Source organism: Streptomyces sp. TN58, assembly GCF_001941845.1.
Classification (GTDB): domain Bacteria; phylum Actinomycetota; class Actinomycetes; order Streptomycetales; family Streptomycetaceae; genus Streptomyces.
Window position 1 is genome coordinate 6,400,988 of record NZ_CP018870.1, and the last position, 18,427, is coordinate 6,419,414.

Genomic DNA, 18,427 nt, shown 5'->3' on the forward strand with positions numbered 1-18,427 from the left:
GGGGCCGGGTCAGAACCAGTTGACGGTGAGCGGGAACGCGGCCGTGGCGGTCCTGCCCGCGGAGTCGGTCGCCGTCGCGGTGACCTGCACCGTGCCGACGGACCATGGCCGCCCGCCGATCCGGCCGGTGGCAGCGTCGACGCTCAGCCCCCAGGGCAGACCGGCGGCCGCGTACCGGACGGGTGGAGTGCCGCCGGTGGCGCTGAGCGGGATGGTGCAGGACTGGTTGAACTTGCAGGTCCGCGGGCCCGGGTCGGCCAGCTGCAGACCGCCCGAGGTGGGGGTGGGGGTGGGTGTGGGAGTGGGGGTCGGCGTGGGCGTGGTCGAGGTCTCGAACACCTCGGTGATCGGCTGGACGTTCGCCGCGTTGCCGGCATGCGTGGCCGTACCGAAGAGGTCCTCGAACGTCCGCAGCAGATGGTGGTGGTTGTAGGCCGTGGCGTACTTGCCCGTCCTGACCTTCGCGCCGTGGAAGACGGTCGCGATCTGGTTCGACCCCAGGTAGTTGTCCTCGTCCCAGGTGAGCACCAACAGGCTGTTGTTGGCCTTCGCCCACTGCGCGTAGGCGTCGAGGTTGCTCCTCGTCCAGGTGTCCCCGGTGCCGACGGAGCAGGAGTGCATGTCGTTGCACTGGTCGGGGATCACGAAGGACAGGTGGGGCAGCGCCGCGAAGTCGTTCTGCGGGAACTGCGCCCACGTCTTGCCCGTGTTCAGCGGAACGTTCCTGAAGGCGAACCACGGGTTGTGCTTCTGCGCGTACCGGCCGCTCGTGCAGGCTGTCGAACCCTCGCCCGGCAGGCCCTCGTTGTATGTCGCGAAGGTCTTGCCGGCCGCGATGAGCTCCTGTCCGAGGTTCGGCGTCGTCATCGACTGCGGGGTGTAGCAGCCGTCGCCCGTGATGCCCTGGGTGGATCCGGAGAAGAGGTTGAAGTAGTTCGGCTGGCTCGGGTGGGTGAGCGCCTTCATACCGGTCAGGCTCGCGCCTGCGTTCGCCAGCTGGTTGATGTACGGGGCGTTCGCACTCCCGATGATCTCCCCGTACTGCTTGTTCTCGTACACGACCACCACGACGTGGTCGTAGGAGGGCAGGGCCGCCGCTGCCGGGGCGGCCGAACCGTGCTCGGCGGCCTGGGAGCCGGCCACGGTGAAGGCACCGAGCAGGCCGAGCGTGCCGATGCCGGCGACGACCGCGGACCACCGGGGGCGGCGTCCCCGGCGCGCCGCCGGTGAGGGTGGGTGCGGGGGCATGGGGATTCTCCTGGTGGGCATGGGGACTCTCCTCGTCGTTCTCGTTCTCGTTCTCGCTGCGGCGTCTCGTCGTCGGTGTTGTCGGTGGTGGCTCGTACGGCCGGGGGAGCGAGGCGGTCATTCCTCGCGTCGGGCCGCTCCGGCCACGGCGATGTTCAGGAAGCGCGGTACCGGCCGCCCCCGGTCGCGGAAGTCCTCCGCGACCGCCGACCGCGCCGCCGCCAGCCGTTCCCCGGGCAGCAGCACCAGCACGCTCCTGCCCGGCCGCGGCCCGGGCGGCCAGGCGCTCAGCGCCCCCGCCCGGCGGGCGCAGGACACCGCCCTGGCCAGCTCCCGGGGGCGGTCCGCGGCCTCACCGCGCACGGCCATCAGCACCAGCCTCGACCCGGACGCCACCGGATCGAAGGCGACGTACCGCCGCCGACGCGGCCGAGCCCCCAGCAACAGGGCCCGGCCGGGCCGGGCGTGGAACACGGCCCGGCGCAGACCGTCGTCCCCCTGCGGCAGCGCCTCGGCCAGCAGCCGGGCGAGCAGCAGCCGGTCCGGGCGCTCCCGCGCTCCCGCGTGCACGTCGGCGACCGCCAGCGCCACCGCGCAGTCGGCCGGTTCCGCCGTCGCCAGTCCGGCCGCGTCCGTGAGCGAGCCCTGTACGTGCAGGTCCGTCCCGCCGCGGCCGTATCCGGCGCGAGCCAGTGCGCGCAGTACGGTGTACGGCCGGACCGCCCAGGCGGGAGCGTCGGGCAGCGGCCCGGACAGGGTGAGCGGCAGGTCGCAGCTGTCCGCCGGATGTCCGAGGGAACTGAGCCGTACCAGGCCGTCGTCGCGGGGGGCCGCCGCGGCGGCGGTCGGCCAGCCGGCCGCGGCGACGAGCCCGGGAGAACCGAGCCGGAAGGCGTACGGTGCGCTCCACACCGCCGCGGGGGGCCGGCCGTGCGCGGCCTCCAGCGCGTAGGCGACCAGACGGAACAGGGGATCGGCGGTGGCCCGCCGAGCCAGGTCGCCTCCGGCGGGGCCGTCCGATCCGCCTCCGGCTGGGCTCACCTGCGGGGCCGCCGGTGCCGCCGTGGCCGCCGGAACCCCCGCGACCGGGGGCGCGGCCGACCCGGTGCGGCCGGTCACCGGGCGTCCTTGCGGGCCAGCAGCCGATAGGCGTTGCCTCCGTCCGTGCGGCGGGCGACGGCCGTGCGGACGGCGTCCAGCGCCGCCGCGCCCGCCAGGCACGGCAGCGCCGCCAGCCGGACGGCACTGGCCACGGCCCGGGTCCGGCGCGTGGCCGGCGGACCCCACGGCCGGTCCGGGTCGGGGGCCAGCCGCGCCGCCGTGAGGGCCACCGCGCCGAAGAAGTCGTTGCCCTGGTGGGCCGGACCGTGTTCCTCGGCCACGACGGTGAACCCCCGGTCGGCCAGCGCCTCACGCAGGTTCGCGGCGGGGGCGAGGTGCTGGTGCTGCGGCTGGAACCACGGCAGCCACGCCGGGCCGAGGAGCCGGGCCATCCGCGACTCCGGGTCGGGCACCTCGATCGCCAGGAACCCGCCGGGGCCGAGGACGGTGGCAGCCGCGTCCAGTTCGGCGAGCGGATCCCGGGTGTGCTCCAGGTAGTGGTACATGCTCACCACCTCGTACTGGCCCGCCAGCTTCGGGGCGAACTCCGGGAACTGGCCCTGGTACCCGGTCTCCACCCAGCCGCGCCGCTCCGCCTCCCGGACCCCGCCGCCCATGTCCAGCCCGTCGAACCGGGTACGCGGCCACACGGCCCGCGCCGCGTTGCAGAAGTGCCCGTGGCCGGTGCCCACGTCGAGCCAGGACACCGGGTCCGCGTGGGGGAGGAGCATCTCGGCCCGCCCGCGGTAGGCGGCGCCCTGGCTGCCGAAGACGGTGCCGGCGCCCTCACCGCCGCGCCCGTCGTAGAAGTCGCGGTAGTAGAAGTCCAGTCCCTCCGGGGTCAGCCGCGGGTTCTGGAAGACGTGCCCGCAGTCCGCGCACTGCTCCAGGGTGAACCGGCCGGGCTTGCCCTGGAGCAGATCGGGCACCCGGACGCGGACCGAGAGCCGGGCGGAGCCGCACCACGGGCAGTCCGGACGCCGCGCCTCCAGGAAGCGGTCCGTTCCCGCGGCCAGGTCCTCCCCGTAGGCGGCCGCCCGCGCTTCGTCCGGAGCGTCGTCCCGCCCGGCCGCCCGCGCCGTACGCAGACCCGACCCGAGGGAGCGCACCGGCCTGGCGGCGGTGGCCCGGACCAGGTCGGCCGGCCGCAGCGGCGAGCCGGACCCGCCCAGCACCAGGTACGGCTGGAGCCAGTACAGCCCGGCCGCCGCCGCACCCCACCGGCCCTGGCGTACGGCGACACCCGCCAGCAGAGCCAGGCCGCCCAGCTGCGCGGCGGCCAGCACACCCGGCGGCAGCCCCTGGGCCCGCAGCTCCGCGGCCCGCGCCGGCCCGCCGGAGTCCGCGGGGCCGCCACAGCTCAGGCCGGGGGCGACGGCCAGACCCGTCGCGTCCGCCGCGTACTCCTTCAAACGGCGTGTCAGCGCCAGCAGTTCCGCCGGGCCCGGACGCGGTCCGGCCGGGTCCACACCGGCCCGCTCCAGCACCTCCTCGGTGGCCAGGACGGCGAAGCCGGCACCGCGCCCCTCGCCCAGCCGGTCCCACCGGTAGCGCGCGGGGTCGACCAGGCGCAGCAGCCCCAGCGCCCGCTCGGCGGCCAGGTCCGCGGGCAGCAGGTCCAGCACCCGCAGCCCTTCGCCCTCCGCGTACGCGCAGGCGGCGAGGAAGGTCGCCGGATCGGGATCGACCCCGTCGGCGGTCAGCAGCCGCCACCCGGCGGGCCGCGGCACCCCGGCCGACGTGGGCGGCACCACCGGCAGTACGGGCAGCGACCGCAGCCGGAGCGCGGCGCGCACGGTGCCCGCGCCGAGGGCGGCCAGCAACATCGCGGAGGTCCAGCGGACCCCGGTGCGCGGAGGGTGCGTCATGTCAGCTTCTCCAACCGGTCGGCCGCGGCGGCGGCCCCGCCCGCCGCGGCGAATGAGGCCTGAATCCGCCGGGCGGCCCGGCGCGGGCCGGGGTCGTCCAGTACGGAGGTGAGCGCGTCGCGCAGTTCCTCGGCCCGGGTCCTGCCGAACCGGACCCGGATCCCCGCCCCGGCCTCGACGACCTGGCGTGCCACGATCGGCTGGTCGTCCCGGATGGGTGCGACGACCAGCGGCAGCCCGTGCGCGAGGGTTTCACAGACGGTGTTGTGCCCGGCGTGGCAGACCACCGCGTCCAGGTGCCGCAGCAGCTCCAGCTGCGGCACGCTCTCCTGGAGCAGTACGTGGTGTGGCACCTTCCCGACCACGGTGGCCGGCGCCGCCAGCACCAACTGCACCTCGTCGGCGAGCCGTTCTGCGGCGCCCAGTACCGCGTCGTAGAACCGGGCCCCGGCCTCCTGGTTGAGGGTGCCGAGGGAGACCAGCACCCGCCGGCGCGCCGGGTCCAGGCGGTGCCAGGGGAAACCGGGCGAGGCCGGACGGGCCCCGAACGCCGGACCGACGTACGCGTGGTGGGCGGGGAACTCCCCAGCGGTTCCCACCAGTTCGGGTGTGGAGAAGACCAGGACCAGCCGCTCGGAGAACCGCGGGTCCCACTCACGCCCCTCGCGGCCCGCGACGCCGTGCTCGGCGAGCAGGCCGGAGATCTGTCCGGCCACCCACTCCCCTACCTTGGGGAAGTCCGCGAAGGGACGGGTCAGTTCGGCCGAGGTGCTGGCGGAAGTGGCCCAGGGGACGCCGAGCCGCCGGGCGACCAGCGGCCCGGCCAGAGCCTGCTGGTCGGCGACCACCACATCCGGTCCGAAGGCGCGCACGGCGCGCTCCACGCCCGGCACCATCGCCCGGGCCAGCGGCACCAGCGCCTCCTCCCACAGGAACCGCAGCGCACCCACCCCGCGCAGGTCGCGCCAGCGCTCGTGGAGTTCCCCGTACGCGCCGCCCGCCTCCTCGCCGGCGGGCAGGATCCGGGACCGCGCGGGCAGCAGCCGGCAGAGCGCGGCGGCCGGGCCGGTCCAGGCGATCTCGTGCCCGCGGGCGGCGAGTTCGCCGCCGACGGCCACGGTCGGATTGACGTGCCCGGCCAGCGGCGGCACGACGAACAGCACCCTCATGGGACCAGAGCTCCCGTCCGCGGCGGGCCCGCTGTGGCTGTCCCTGTCGCCGTCCCTGTCCCTGTCGCCGTCGCCGTCGCCGTCGAGGCGAGGTGGGCGAGCACGGCCTCCCGCAGGGACCCGCTGCTCTCCTTGAGAACGTCGTGCCCCAGGCCCGGCAGGATCCGCAGCGCGCAGCGGGGCGCGTGGCGGGCCAGCTCGCGCGCCCCGGGCACCAGCTCGGAGTGCTCCCCGCAGACGATCAGGGCCGGGCAGTCCAGCCGGGCGTAGTCCTCCGGGGTGAAGGGGCGGCTCGCGGCCACGTCGTCGATGAGCGAGGTGCGGTTGAGGAGGGCGTCGGCGACGGCCGTCAGGTTGGCGGCCTTGCGCAGGCGCAGGGTGCGCAGCTCGGCCGGTACCGGACTGTCCTCCAGGCTGAGGGCGGCGGCCGACAGGGTGTCCGCCATGTTCTCCACCCAGGTCCCGCTGAGCGGGGGTTCCAGCAGGGTGAGACCGCTGACGAGTCCGGGCCGGGCCAGTGCGGCGTGCAGGGCGAGGGTCCCGCCGTAGCTGTTGCCGACCAGGTGTACGCGGCGGTGCCCCAGGCCGAGGGCGCCGAGCAGGGCGAGCAGGTCGCGTACGGCGGTGCGGCTGTCGTAGCCGGTGGCGGGGCGTTCCGTGCGGCCGTGGCCCCGCAGGTCGTAGAGGACGGCCTCATGGCCGGCCCTGGCCACCGGTACGGCCAGCGGGCAGTAGAAGGAGGAGAGGTTGTCGACGACCAGGCCGTGCAGGAACACCACGACGGGACGGTCGGGCGCGTCGGCGCCGGCGGCGGCCGGGAGCCGCTGGACATGGAAGCGGAGGGAGTTGGCGAGGACGACGGCCATCGCGCGCTCAGCCCGCTGTCGCGGACGGGCCGCCCGCCGCCACCCGCGCCAGGGACGCCTGGGTGACCCGGCCGATGTGGGAGACGAGTTCGCCGACGGACATGGCCAGGATGGCATCCATGTCCTTCTCCGCGAGGAAGCCCATCAGGTCCACGTCGGCGCCGTAGCGATGGTGGAGCAACTCGGCGAGGGCGACGAACTCCACGCTCTCCAGGGCGAGGTCCTCGTTGAACGTCGTCTTCATCGTGACCTCCTCCGCGAGGAGGTACTCGTCGCCGACGATCTCCACGAGCATGCCGGTGATCTCGGCGAGGATGTCAGGTGCCATGGCGGGTCTCCGTGAGGTGGAAGGGGGCGGCGGGCGGCGCCGCCGGGGGGCGGGGGGTCCAGGCGACGACGTGGTCGGGCGCGGTGTCGGCGAGCGGGGCGGGGGAGCCGGGAAGCATGGTGGTGCGGACCGGGTACGCGGTGCCGTCGGGAGACGTCACGACCAGCCCGCCGGGATCCGGTTCGCCGGCCACCCGCCAGTCGCGGGGGCGGCCGCCCAGCCCGGTGCCGGCCGCCTTCGCCGCGGCCTCCTTGGCGCACCACAGCGCGGTGAGGGCGGCGGAGTGCCCGTGCGCGGCGGGCCGTTCGGCGTGCTGTCCGGCCAGGCGTTCGGCGAGCCTTTCGGCGAGGCGGAGTTCGCCCGGTACGAGGGCGATCCGGACCAGCGCGTCGGGGTCCGCGGTCACCGATTCGACGTCGATGCCGACCGGGCGGCCGCCGGGGTGGGCGAGGGCGACCGCGATCCGGTCCTTGTGGGAGATCGACAACCGGAAGCCGCGGGTCAACGGCCCTTCGGCCACCGGCCTGCCGGCCGGATCGCTGCCGACCGGCACCTCGGCCGGGAACACCGGCCCGGCACCGGCGTCCCAGAGCAGCCCGCGCAGCGCGTCCTTGGCCGCGATCCGGCCCAGCAGCCAGGGCGCCCGGGCCCGCGGCGTGAGCCGCTCGTACACCTCCCGCTCGGCGGCGCCCAGGTACCGGCGCATCACCAGCTCCTGCGAGGCGGGATCGCTCCAGCGGCGCCGCGCCAGGCACCAGCCCTCCGGCCGGGGCTCGCCGATGCCACAGACCTCCGGGGTGAACTTCATCGGCCAGACCCGCTCGTCGGCGCCGAAGCGACGGTACGTCCACCCCTCGATCCGGGCCCACACCTCCCCGCCGGGCCGGCACAGCTCGACGTCCCCCCGTACGGTGACGTCCTCCACGGCACGGATCCGGGCGGTCGCGGACACCAGCTCCTGGGGCGCCGGAGGCGCCCCGTGGAACCGGACGCGGTCCACGGCGGCCGGGAACACCAGCCGGTCCACCGGGAGCCGCAGCTGCATCCAGTGCCCGAAGAGCTGCCCGGCGGCGTCGAGGAGCGCACCCGGGTCGGGCAGGGCCCGCAGCACGCCCTGGATGCCGTCCGAGCCGACCGTCCGGACCTCGTGCACCCCGGCGAAACGCGGACCGTGGAACATCCACCGGTCGCGGTAGAGAGCCGCCGCGCTCACGGGGGCCGGCCCGGCGTCGCGCAGCGGCGTGCCGTCGGGGGAGGGCGGCGCCCCGTACCGGTCGGCGAAGAGCACGACCACCGAGGCGTATGCGCCGAGCGTGACGCGCACCCGGCCGGGCCCGTCCGGGCGGACGGAGACCCGGACGTCGACGGCCGGCTCGACGGCGAGCCAGCGCAGGGCCCGTACGTCCTCGAAGCCGACGACGGCGAGGCTGGCCGGGGCGTACCGCCGGGCGGCGTCGGCCGCCAGCTCCAGCATGGTGGTCATGGGCACCACGGGGAACCGGTCGGAGTCCTCCGCCCAGCCGTCGGGCTGCAGGTACACGCAGTGGTCGCGGACGTAGGGCAGCGCGGCGAGGGAGAGCCGCAGCGTCCGCGTCCCGCCGACGCCCGCCCCGGGGCCCGGCCCCGCTCCCGGCCCGGTCACCCGCTCAGGCGCGGGGTTCAGCCCCGTGCCGGGGGTCTCCGCCTCCGGTTCGGGCCTCCGGCCCGGTCCCGGCTCGGCGGCCGCGCCCGTCTCGGCCCAGGCCTCGGCCACGGCACGGGCGGCCGCGTCGGTGTCGGCCAGGACCGCGTCCAGCGCGGACAGCAGCACCGGCCGGTCCGCGGGCGGGGCCGCCGGAGCCGGGGTGAGGAGTCCGGCCAGGGAGGCCCGGGCCGGGCCGCCCAGCCGTACGAGGGGCGACCCGAGGTCCAGCGGAACGGTACGCCCCTGGCCGGCGCCCAACGGGCTCTGCCCGCCCCCGCCCTTCGGTGCCCCGATCCCGGCTGCGGCACCGGCCCGGGACCCCGCCGAGCCCCCCGCGGGGAACGGCGCGCGGCCCTCCGTCCAGAGGGCGGCGCGGGCGCGGTCGAGGGCCGCGAGCCCGCTCAGCCGGGGCGAGGAGGCCGACACCGACAGGTGGGGGCGGTCGCGGAGGGTGTCCTCGACGAAGCCCGGCAGGCTCCCCGGGCCCAGGGTGACGAAGGTCCGCACGCCCTCCTCCTCGTACAGGGCCGTGACGAGTTCGCGGAAGCGGACCGGCTCCAGCAGGTGACGCACCACCAGGGAGCGGACGTCCTCCGGGGCCGACGGGAACGGCGCGCACGTCGTCGCCGACCACACCGGGAGCGAGCCGGGCCCCGGCGGCAGCCGGTCGAAGGCCGCCCGGACCTGGCCGAGGTACGGCTCCCACATGGGGGTGTGGAAGCCCGAACGGAACGGCAGCTCCTGCCCGAGGACCCCGTCGGCGCGCAGACGGGCCACCACGGCCGCCACCTGCTCCGGATCGCCGCAGACCACCGACTGGTGCGGGCAGTTGTCATGGCTGACCACCACCCGGTCCATGCCGTGCAGCGCGGCCCGCGCCCGCGCCGCGCCGCACCCGAGCGCCGCGTACACGAGGTCGGGGACCCGCAGGTCGTCCGGGCGGAGCGAGTCCAGGAAGGTGTCGGCCGCCTCCTGCGGATACATGCCGGCGGCCACCATCGCCGCCCACTCGCCCAGGCTGTGGCCCGCCAGCACGTCGGCCTCGACGCCGAGGGCCGGCAGGACCCGGGCGAAGAAGCGGCCGGTCCCGATCGCGTCCAGGGCCCGCTCCACCAGCGACTCCCCGCGGGTGAGCCGGGGCGGCGCCAGCGCCAGCCGTGCCGCGACGTCGTCGACGACGGGCGCGAACTCCGGCTCCAGACCGGGGAACAGGAACGCCGCCCGGCCGCCCAGCGGCCGCGGCGCGAACCACACGTCGCCGCGGCCCCGCCACGGGCGGCCGCGCGCCACCGCCTTCGCCGCCAGCGCGAGCCGCTGCGGTGTCGGCCCGACGATCGCGACCCGGCAGGGCCCCTCGCCCCCGGACACCGGGGAGGCGGCAGCCAGCCGCTCCACCAGTTCCGCCGCGCTGTCCGCGCCGATCAGGAGTACGTCGCCGGGCGTGCCAGGGCCCGCCGGCGCGGCGGCTCCGCCCAGGGGCAGGAACCGCCGGACCGGCAGCCGGGGCCGGACGGCCGCCGGGGACTCCTCCAGCACCACGTGGGCGTTGATCCCGCCGAAGCCGAAGGCGTTGACCCCGGCCCGGCGGGGCGCCGGACCCGGCTCCCACGGCTGCGCCGCGGTCACCGGCCGCATCCGGGTCCGGGCCAGGTCCGGGTGCGGCTCCTCCAGGTGCAGCGTCGGCGGCAGCACCCCCTCGTGCACCGCGAGAGCGGCCTTGATCAGGCCGGCCATGCCGGAGGCCTGCATGGTGTGGCCGAGCATCGACTTCACCGAACCGAAGCCGATCCCGGGCCCGTCCGATCCGGGCGGCCCCTCCGGCCCGGGAGGGCCGAACACCTCTGCCAGGGTTGCCAGTTCGGCGGCGTCACCCACCGGTGTGCCCGTGCCGTGCGCCTCCAGCAGCCCCAGCGCGCCCGCCTCCCGCGGGTCCAGGCCGGCCTCCCGCCAGGCCCGCTCCAGCGCACCTACCTGGCCCGCGACCAGCGGGCTCATCAGGCTCGCCGCGCGGCCGTCCCCGGCCACGCCCGTCCCGCGGACCACCGCGTACACGCGGTCGCCGTCCCGCTCGGCGTCCGCCAGCCGCTTGAGGAGGACCACGCCCGTGCCCTCGGACAACAGGGTCCCGTCGGCCCGGCGGTCGAAGGGCCGGATGCGTTCGCTCGGGCTGAGCGCCCGCAGCTGGGTGAAGACGCTCCACAGCGTCGCGATGTGGCAGTGGTGCACCGCCCCCGCGACCACGGCGTCGCAGCGCCCGGCCGCCAGCAGTCCCACGGCCTGGTCCACCGCCAGCAGGGAGGAGGCGCAGGCGGCGTCGAGGGTGTAGGCGGGGCCGCGCAGGTCCAGCCGGTTGGCGGTGCGGGCCGCCGTGAAGCTGGGGACCAGCCCGATCGACGCGTCGGGCCGTTCGGGACCCAGCGCGTCCTGGAACGCCGCACGCACGGCCGCGATGCGCCGCTCGCCCAGCTCCGGCGCCAGCTCCCGCAGGGTCTGCGCCAACTGGTGTGCCGTGCGCACCCGTTGGTCGAGCCTGGCGGTGGCCACTCCCATGAACCCGCCCCGGCCCAGCACCACCCCGACGCGCGAGCGGTCGGCCGGCAGCCGGTCCTCGCCCCCCGCGTCGGCGATCGCCTCGGCTGCCGCGTGCAGGGCCAGCATCTGGTCCGGCTCGGCACCCTCCACCGCGGCCGGCATGATCCCGAACCGCACCGGGTCGAAGACGGCGAGGCCGTCGACGAAGCCGCCGCGCCGGCAGTAGAAGCGGTCGCCGGCCGCCGGTCCGGTGGCCGCGTCCGGGTCGAAGTAGACGTCCGGATCCCAGCGTTCGGGCGGGACCTCGCCGATGCAGTCCGTACCGGCGAAGAGATTGCGGCGGTAGGCGGCCAGGTCCGCGGCCCCGGGGAAGACCGCGCCCATCCCGACGATCGCGGCGTCGGTGGGGCGGGGGCCCGCGCTCCGTCGCTCACTCACCGCCGCCCCCCTCGGCCGGCGCCGCTGCCATCAGGACGACCTGTACGTCGGCCCCGCGGGCCAGCTCGTCGAGGAACGCGGACGTGCCCGCGTCCGGCGCGAGGAGCGGGACACCACGCCGGGCGTAGGCGCGCTCCAGCTCGGGGGTGACCATCCCGCCCGCCTCGGCCGCCCAGGGCCCCCAGTCGATGCACAGCACCCGCCCGGGGAAGGACTCCGCCCAGCTGTGCGCGAGGACCGCGAGGGCGTCGTTGGCGGAGGCGTAGTCGCTCTGCCCGCGGTTCCCGTACACCCCCGCGACGCTCCCGAACAGGGCGAGGAAACGGGGCGCGGGGCACGATCCGTGCTCGGCGGCCGCGGCGGCCAGGTGTCGGGCGCCGGACACCTTGGCGGCGAACACCTCGGCGAAGTCCGCCGGCCGCTTGTCGCGCAGCAGCCCGTCGCGCAGGACGCCGGCGCCGTGCACGATGCCGTCGAGCCGTCCGTGGCGCTCCCGTACGTCGGCCACGACCGCCCGTACGGCGCGCTCGTCGGTGACGTCCGCGCAGTGGTAGCGGACGGAGGCCGCCGCGTCGGCGAGGACGTCGAGGGAGGCCCGTACCTCCCGCTCGGCGAGCACCCGGGAGGCCGCGGCCTCGATCTCGGCGGGCTTGCGCAGGCCGGAGGCGATCAGGGCGGCGCGCAGGGCGACGCGGTCCTGGGCCTGTCCGAAGGCTTCCCCGGCGGTGGAGGACAGGGGGGTGCGCCCGACGAGTTCGATGTGGCATCCGGTGGCGCGGGCCAGGGCGAGCGCGGTGCGGGCGGTGATCCCGCGGGCCCCGCCGGTGAGGAGGACGACCGAGCCCGAGTCCAGGAGGGCGGGCCGGGGGCCGGGGCCGTCGGCGGCGGGCAGGGGAGCGGGCACCGGGCGGCGGGCGACGCGGGCCCCCTCGGGGGTGTAGCCGACGGAGGCGGGGCCGTCCGGGCCGGCCGAGGCGAGTTCGGCGACGAGCTGCGAGGCGACGCGCTCCGGGTCCTCCTTGGGGTGGACGTCCACCGAGCGCACCAGTGCGGCGGGGAATTCGAGTGCGGCGCTGCGGGCGAAGCCGTGCAGGCCGGCGCCGCCGGGGCCGCCCGAGGCGGCGACGAGCAGCAGCCGGGGGATCCCGCCGGTCAGGGCGTCGCGCAGGCTCGGGAAGGCTTCGGGCAGAACCGGCTCGGCGCCTGCCCGCAGCGAGGACAGGTCCACGACCCCGTCGAGCCCGGCCCCGGCCGCCCGCAGGACGCGCGGCTCGGCGCCCACGGCCTCCAAGGCGGCGGCGACCGCGGGCGCGAGCCCCTGGTCGTCCTCCACGATCCCGATCCGCAGGCCCGCCAGGGACGCCGGGTCGCCGTCGGGGGGCGGGACGGGGGACAGGTCGACACGGAGCCGGGCGACGGACGGGACGCGGCCGGCCGGCTCCGGATCCCAGGCCGGCGTCGGGGCCGCCGCGGGGGCCGTTGCCGGCGCCGGTGCGCTGGGGTGCGGCTCGGCGGTCGGGGCGCCGGGGGCGTGGGCCACGACCCAGTCCACGATCGCGCGCAGGGTTTTGATCCGGGACAGCTCCTCGACCGCGGACTCGGCGGAGCCGCCCGGGTCCTGGGGGAGGCCGATCCGGTCGGCGAGGGCTCCGATGATCTCCACGCGCTTGATGGAGTCGATGGAGAGGTCGGCCTCCAGGTCCAGTTCGGGGTCGAGCATGTCCAGGGGGTAGCCGGTCCGGGTGTGGACGATCCCCAGGACCACGTCCATGACGTCTTCGGCGGAGCGGACGGAGGGGGGCGGGTCAGGGGACATGGCGGGGGACATGGCGGGGGACATGGCGGGGGACGGAGCGGGGTGGGGCGCCGAACGGTGCCCGGCGCCGGAGAGCCCGGCGGTGGCGCCTGCCGCGGTGGCTGACGCGGCGCCCGTCGCGGCGCCTTCGGCGGTGCGTCCGGCGGCGGTACGCCCACCGGCACCGCCTTGCCCGTCGGCGGGCCCCGCGGAGCCCAGGTAGGCGAGCAGGATGTCGCGCTGGGACTCGACCAGGGCGCGGGTCCCGCGCAGGTACTCCAGCACCGCCTCCTCGCGGCCCGGGCTCTTCCTCTCATCGGCCATCGCCGTCTCCTTCTGCTTCTCCTCGGCCGGATGGGTGTGGACGCGTCGGGCCGGGCGGAGGCCGCCCGGGACCGGGGTGCCGTCCGACGCGCGGACCAGGTGGCCGTCGACCAGCCAGCCCGGCCGGCGCGGAGGCAGGTCGGGCAGGCGCGAGGTGCGCCCCCGGAACAGCGCGTCCGGCTCCACCGGCACGCCCGCAGCCGCCAGTTCGGCCAGTGCCGTGACCAGCCGCACCAGGCCGTGCTCGCCCGGCACGTCGAGCGGCACCACCGTGTGGGGGCGCTCGCTCAGGATCCGGCCGACGAGTGCGGTCAGGACCCGGCCGGGCCCCGCCTCCACGAAGGTGCGCACACCGGCCGCGTACATGGCCTCCACCTGCTCCACGAAGCGGACCGGCTCCGCGACCTGGCGTGCGGCAAGGCCCCGTACGCCTTCGGCCGTCGCCGGATACCGGTCGGCCGTCGTGTTCGACCAGACCGGGACGCCCGGAGCGGTCACCGCCGTCTCCTCCAGCTCGGCGGCCAGCGCGGACGCCGCCCCCGCCACCACCTCGCTGTGGAACGCGCAGGCCACCGGGATCGGCTCCGCCGACAGCCCTGCCTCCCGTAGCGCGGCCACCGCCGCGGCGACGCCCGCCGAAGGGCCGGAGATCACGCACTGCCGGGGCGCGTTGTGGTTCGCGACCACGCAGCCGGACCGGGCGGCGAGATCCCGTACCTCCCGCGGCGCGGCCGACACCGCCGCCATCGCCCCCGGATCCGCACCCGCCGCCGCCAGGATCGCCGTGGCGCGCCGCTCGCTCAGCCGCAGCAGGCTCGGCATGTCGTAGGCCCCGGCCGCCCACAGAGCGGTGAGCTCCCCGTACGAGTGCCCCGCCACGCAGTCCGGCCGTACGCCGAGCCGGCCGAGCAGCAGGTGCGCCGCCGCTCCCGCCAGGCCGAGGGCCGGCTGGGCCACCCGGGTGTCGGTGACCGCGGCCCGCTGCGCGGCCCGCCCCTCGGCGGTGAACGCGGCCGGCGGGAACATGGCCGACACCACTTCCGGCGGAGCGGTCTCCAGCAGGCCGCGCAGCGCGGGGAAGGAGGTGAACAACCCGCCCAGCATGCCGGGGCGCTGGCTGCCCTGGCCGGGGAAGAGGAACGCCACGCCGCCCGGCTCCGCTCCCTCCGGCCTTACGTGGACCCCGTCGCCCGGAGTGAAGGACCGGGCCCGTTCCAGCCGGGCCGCCAGCTCGTCCAGGCCGGAGGCCACGACGGCCACCGCCACCGGGCCGGTCCCGTCGGAGGCCGTCTCCGCCGCGAGGTCCCGCAGGGCCCACGGCCGCCCGGCCGTGTCGTTCTGCTCCAGGCGCGCCGCGAGCCGCGCCATCGCGCGGGCCGCCGACCGCCGGTCCGTGCCGCGGAAGCAGAACACCTCGGCCGGCCACTCCTCCAGCCCGTGCCGGGGCTCGTCCGCGCCCCCGTACCCGGCCAGCACCGCGTGGTAGTTGGTACCGCCGAAGCCGAAGGCGCTCACCCCAGCGACACGGCGCCGCGCGGGCACGGCCCAGGGCCGGGCCTCGGTGTCGAAGGAGAAGGGGCTGCTCTCCGGCCGCCAGGCCGGGTTCGGGGTGTCGATGTGGAGGGTGGGCGGGCGGACGCCCGCGTGCACGGCCCGGGCGGCCTTGATCAGCCCGGCCAGTCCGGCCGCGCATTTGGTGTGCCCGACCTGTGACTTGACCGAACCCAGCGCGCAGGCCCCGGCGGTGGCCCCCGATGCGGTGAACAGGTCGCCCAGCACGGTCAGTTCGGTGCTGTCGCCCACCACGGTGCCGGTGCCGTGCGCTTCGACGAGACCGACGTCGGCCGGAGTGACGCCCGCTCGGGCGTACGCCCGTTCCAGGGCCCGCCGCTGGCCCTCGGGGCGCGGGGCGGTCAGCCCCAGGGACCTGCCGTCACTGGCGGCTCCCACCGCCTTGACCACGGCGTAGACCCGGTCGCCGTCGCGTTCGGCGTCCGCCAGCCGCTTCAGCACCACGGCGCCGACGCCCTCGCCGAGGGCGATCCCGTCGGCGGCGGTGTCGAAGGGCCGGCAGCGGCCGCCGGGGGACAGCGCGCGGACGGACGCGAACATCAGGTAGTCGTTGATGCCGTTGTGCACGTCGGCTCCGCCGCACAGCACCATGTCACTGTCCCCGTCGCGCAGTTGGCGGCAGGCGAGGTCGAGCGCGGCGAGGGAGGAGGCGCAGGCGGCGTCGACGGTGCAGTTCGCGCCGCCGAGGTCGAGCCGGTTGGCGACCCGGCCGGCGATGACGTTGGCGAGGATCCCGGGGAAGGAGTCCTCGGTGAGTCTCGGCAGCTGCTCGTCCAGCCCGGCCGGGAGGCCCCCGAGGTAGGCGGGGTACAGGGCGCGCAGCCCGTAGGCGCCGGCCAGTTCGGTGCCGGCCTCCGCGCCGAAGACCACCGACGTCCGGGAGCGGTCGAAGGCGCGGTCTCTTCCGTAGCCGGCGTCGTCGAGGGCCCGCGCGGAGATCTCCAGGGCCAGCAGCTGCACCGGCTCGATCGCCGGCAGGGAGGCGGGCGGGATGCCGTGCGCGAGCGCGTCGAAGGGCACGGGGGCGAGGAAGCCGCCCCAGCGGGAGGGCGTGCGCTCCCCGGCCCGGGCCGGATCGGCGTCGTAGTAGAGCGCCGGGTCCCAGCGTTCCGCCGGCACCTCGGTGACCGCGTCCGTCCCGGAGAGGACCATCGCCCAGTAGGCGGCGAGGTCCGGCGCGCCCGGGTACGCGCAGGCCATGCCCACGACGGCGATGTCGAGGGGGTCCGCCTCCGCCCGCGGTCCGCCACCCGCGGACAGTTCCCCGGCCCGCCGTTCCAGCCACGCGGCGGCGCCCTCGGTGACCTGGCCGTGCAGCTCGGCGACCGTGGTGGTCCGCGTGCGCAGGGCCGCCGCCTGGCCGAGCATGAACAGCCCGTCCGAAGCCTGCAGTTCCTCCGACACGGGGTGCGGTTCGCCGCCGCCGGGCGGCCGCCGCAGGCCCTTGCTCGCGATCCGCAGCCGGCCCAGGTTGAGCCGCTCCAGCTCCTCCCACATCTCGCGCGGTTCGGCTCCGCTCTCGGCGAGCCGCCGCCGGGTCGCCTCGAACGTCGCGGCGTACGGGGTGGACGCACAGCGGGTGGCGTGCCCGGGCGCGGTGTGCAGCAGCACGGTGTCCGTGCACTCCACCGCCGTCCGCTGGAAGCCGGGCAGTACCGCGCCCGCCGCCACGGCCTCCTCGGTGAACAGGTACGCGGTACCCATCAGCACCCCGACCCGCGCTCCCCGCGCGGCCAGCGGGGCCGCGGCCGCCACCGCCATCGCGGCGGACCGCTCGTCGTGGATGCCGCCCGCGAGCAGCACGTCCAGGGCGGCCGGGTCGGGGCAGGAGCGCAGCAGCAGCTCGATCTGCTCGTCCCAGAGGGGGAAGGAGGCACGCGGTCCGACATGCCCGCCGCACTCCAGGCCCTCGAAGACGAACCGCCGCGCCCCTTCCGCCAGACACCGCTCCAGCAGGCCCGGTGAGGGCACGTGCAGGTGCGTGCGGATTCCGGCCGCCTCCAGCGGGGCGGCCTGCGCCGGGGTGCCGCCGGCGATGACCGCGTACGGGGGGCGGGCCTCGGCCACGGCCGCGAGCTGCTCCCGCCGCAGCTCGGGCGGGGCGAAGCCGAGCAGGCCCACGCCCCACGGGAGGTCGCCGAGCCGCTCGGCGGTCTCGGCGAGGAGCCGGCGTACGTCCGCGCCCGGCGTCACGGCCAGCGCGAGGTAGGGGACTCCGCCCGCGGCGGCGACCGCCTCGGCGAAGGCCGGACGGTCGCTCACCCGGGTCATCGGTCCCTGCGCGACGGGCAGCGGCTGCCGGAGGGGCGCGGCCCGCACGGCGTCCGCCAGATGCCCGGTCACGGCTTCCCGTACGGCTCGCAGCACGCCCCCGGTGCTGCGGTGGCGGGCGGCCAGCCGGGCCGCGAAGGCGCCGTCCTGCCCGACGGGCAGGAGCTGCGTGCGCAGGTTCCGGGCGCCGAGCAGGGCGGGTACCGCCCCCTCGGGCGGGGTCAGGTCGGGGCGTGCGAACACCCGGTGCCCGTCCAGGAGCCGGGTCTGTGACCCGTCCATCGACCGCAGCGCCGAGGCCACCTCGTACGGCAGATCGGCCTCGCCCTCGACGGTCAGGGCCAGTTGTACGTCGAGCAGTACCCCGGCGGCCCCGCCCGCGACGGCGGCGGCCGCCGTGTGCGGCCCGATCCCGCCGAGCGCCAGCACGGGCACCGCGATCGCGGGATCCCCGAGGAGCTGCTGGAGCAGTACGAAGGTGGTGCTCCCGCCGACCCGGCCGCCGGCCTCGTGCCCCTTGGCGACGAGCGAGAGCGCGCCCGCCGCCGCGGCGGCGGCGGCCTCCGCCGGGCCGGTGACCTCCGCCCAGACGCGGGGCCGGCCCGCCGCGGCGGCCCAGGCGGCCACCTGCCCGGGCGTGAACGACGCGGGGTCGGCGAGCAGCACCGTGTCCACCTGCGCGGGGAGGTCCCCGGGGCCGAGGGGGCAGTGGGCGGGGATCCGCACCCCGTGCCGGCCCGCGCTCGCGCCGGGGGCGCCGGAGGCACTGCCGAGCCGGCGGCCCGTCTCGGCGAGCGCGCGTCGGGCGGCGTCCGCGTCCCGCCCGAGATCGAGCAGCCCGAGGGCCCCGGCCCGTTCGGCGGCGGTGACGATCGCCGGGCCGGGCTCCTCGAAGGGGGAGACCGCGACGACCAGGTCGCGTGCGGCAGGGGGCTGTGGGGGGTGGGGTATCACAAGCGCTCCTCTTCCAGTGCTGTGTGACATGACGCATGGCAGGACGGAAGAACGGGAGAACGAACGAGCCGGCGGACGGCGAACCGCGGGCGGCGGGCTGCGGGCGGCGATCGGGCGGGCGGGGCGGCACGGCCGGGTGGCGCGAAGGGTTGAACAACGGTCAAATCCCCGGGCGCCGCGATGCATCGTGCGGGGCCCGCTGTGCACTGTCAACAACCATGCGGAGTAAGGCAGTTCGCATTATCGGCACCCCGGGACCGCCCCGCGTGCTCCGCCC

8 protein-coding genes are annotated in these 18,427 nt (G+C 76.8%); all 8 read right to left on the minus strand.

The window, feature by feature from the left end; translation table 11 throughout:
- Positions 1-9 precede the first annotated feature (9 nt).
- Positions 10-1,269, minus strand: coding sequence for an alkaline phosphatase family protein (locus BSL84_RS28835; RefSeq protein ID WP_234363543.1), 1,260 nt, complete (start codon positions 1,267-1,269; stop codon positions 10-12).
- A 96-nt stretch (positions 1,270-1,365) separates the two neighbouring features.
- A complete protein-coding gene (locus BSL84_RS28840; RefSeq protein WP_234363544.1) occupies positions 1,366-2,367 on the minus strand; it encodes a galactokinase in 1,002 nt (333 codons plus the stop codon).
- Positions 2,364-4,217 (minus strand): class I SAM-dependent methyltransferase, encoded by a 1,854-nt coding sequence (locus BSL84_RS28845; protein ID WP_234363545.1) that lies wholly within the window; start codon positions 4,215-4,217, stop codon positions 2,364-2,366. The genes BSL84_RS28840 and BSL84_RS28845 overlap by 4 nt, the downstream gene beginning before the upstream one ends.
- Positions 4,214-5,386 (minus strand): glycosyltransferase, encoded by a 1,173-nt coding sequence (locus tag BSL84_RS28850; RefSeq protein ID WP_075971482.1) that lies wholly within the window; start codon positions 5,384-5,386, stop codon positions 4,214-4,216. The genes BSL84_RS28845 and BSL84_RS28850 overlap by 4 nt, the downstream gene beginning before the upstream one ends.
- Positions 5,383-6,252 carry an alpha/beta fold hydrolase gene (locus BSL84_RS28855; RefSeq protein WP_075971483.1) on the minus strand — a complete coding sequence of 290 codons (870 nt, stop codon included), beginning with the start codon at positions 6,250-6,252 and terminating at the stop codon, positions 5,383-5,385. Before BSL84_RS28855 ends, BSL84_RS28850 begins: the two co-directional genes overlap by 4 nt.
- A gap of 7 nt (positions 6,253-6,259) precedes the next feature.
- Complete coding sequence (locus BSL84_RS28860) at positions 6,260-6,580, minus strand: hypothetical protein (protein ID WP_037663810.1); 321 nt, start codon at positions 6,578-6,580, stop codon at positions 6,260-6,262.
- Complete coding sequence (locus tag BSL84_RS28865) at positions 6,570-11,234, minus strand: type I polyketide synthase (RefSeq protein ID WP_159393576.1); 4,665 nt, start codon at positions 11,232-11,234, stop codon at positions 6,570-6,572. Before BSL84_RS28865 ends, BSL84_RS28860 begins: the two co-directional genes overlap by 11 nt.
- Positions 11,227-18,150, minus strand: coding sequence for a type I polyketide synthase (locus tag BSL84_RS28870; protein WP_234363546.1), 6,924 nt, complete (start codon positions 18,148-18,150; stop codon positions 11,227-11,229). Before BSL84_RS28870 ends, BSL84_RS28865 begins: the two co-directional genes overlap by 8 nt.
- Between the last annotated feature and the right edge of the window lie 277 nt (positions 18,151-18,427).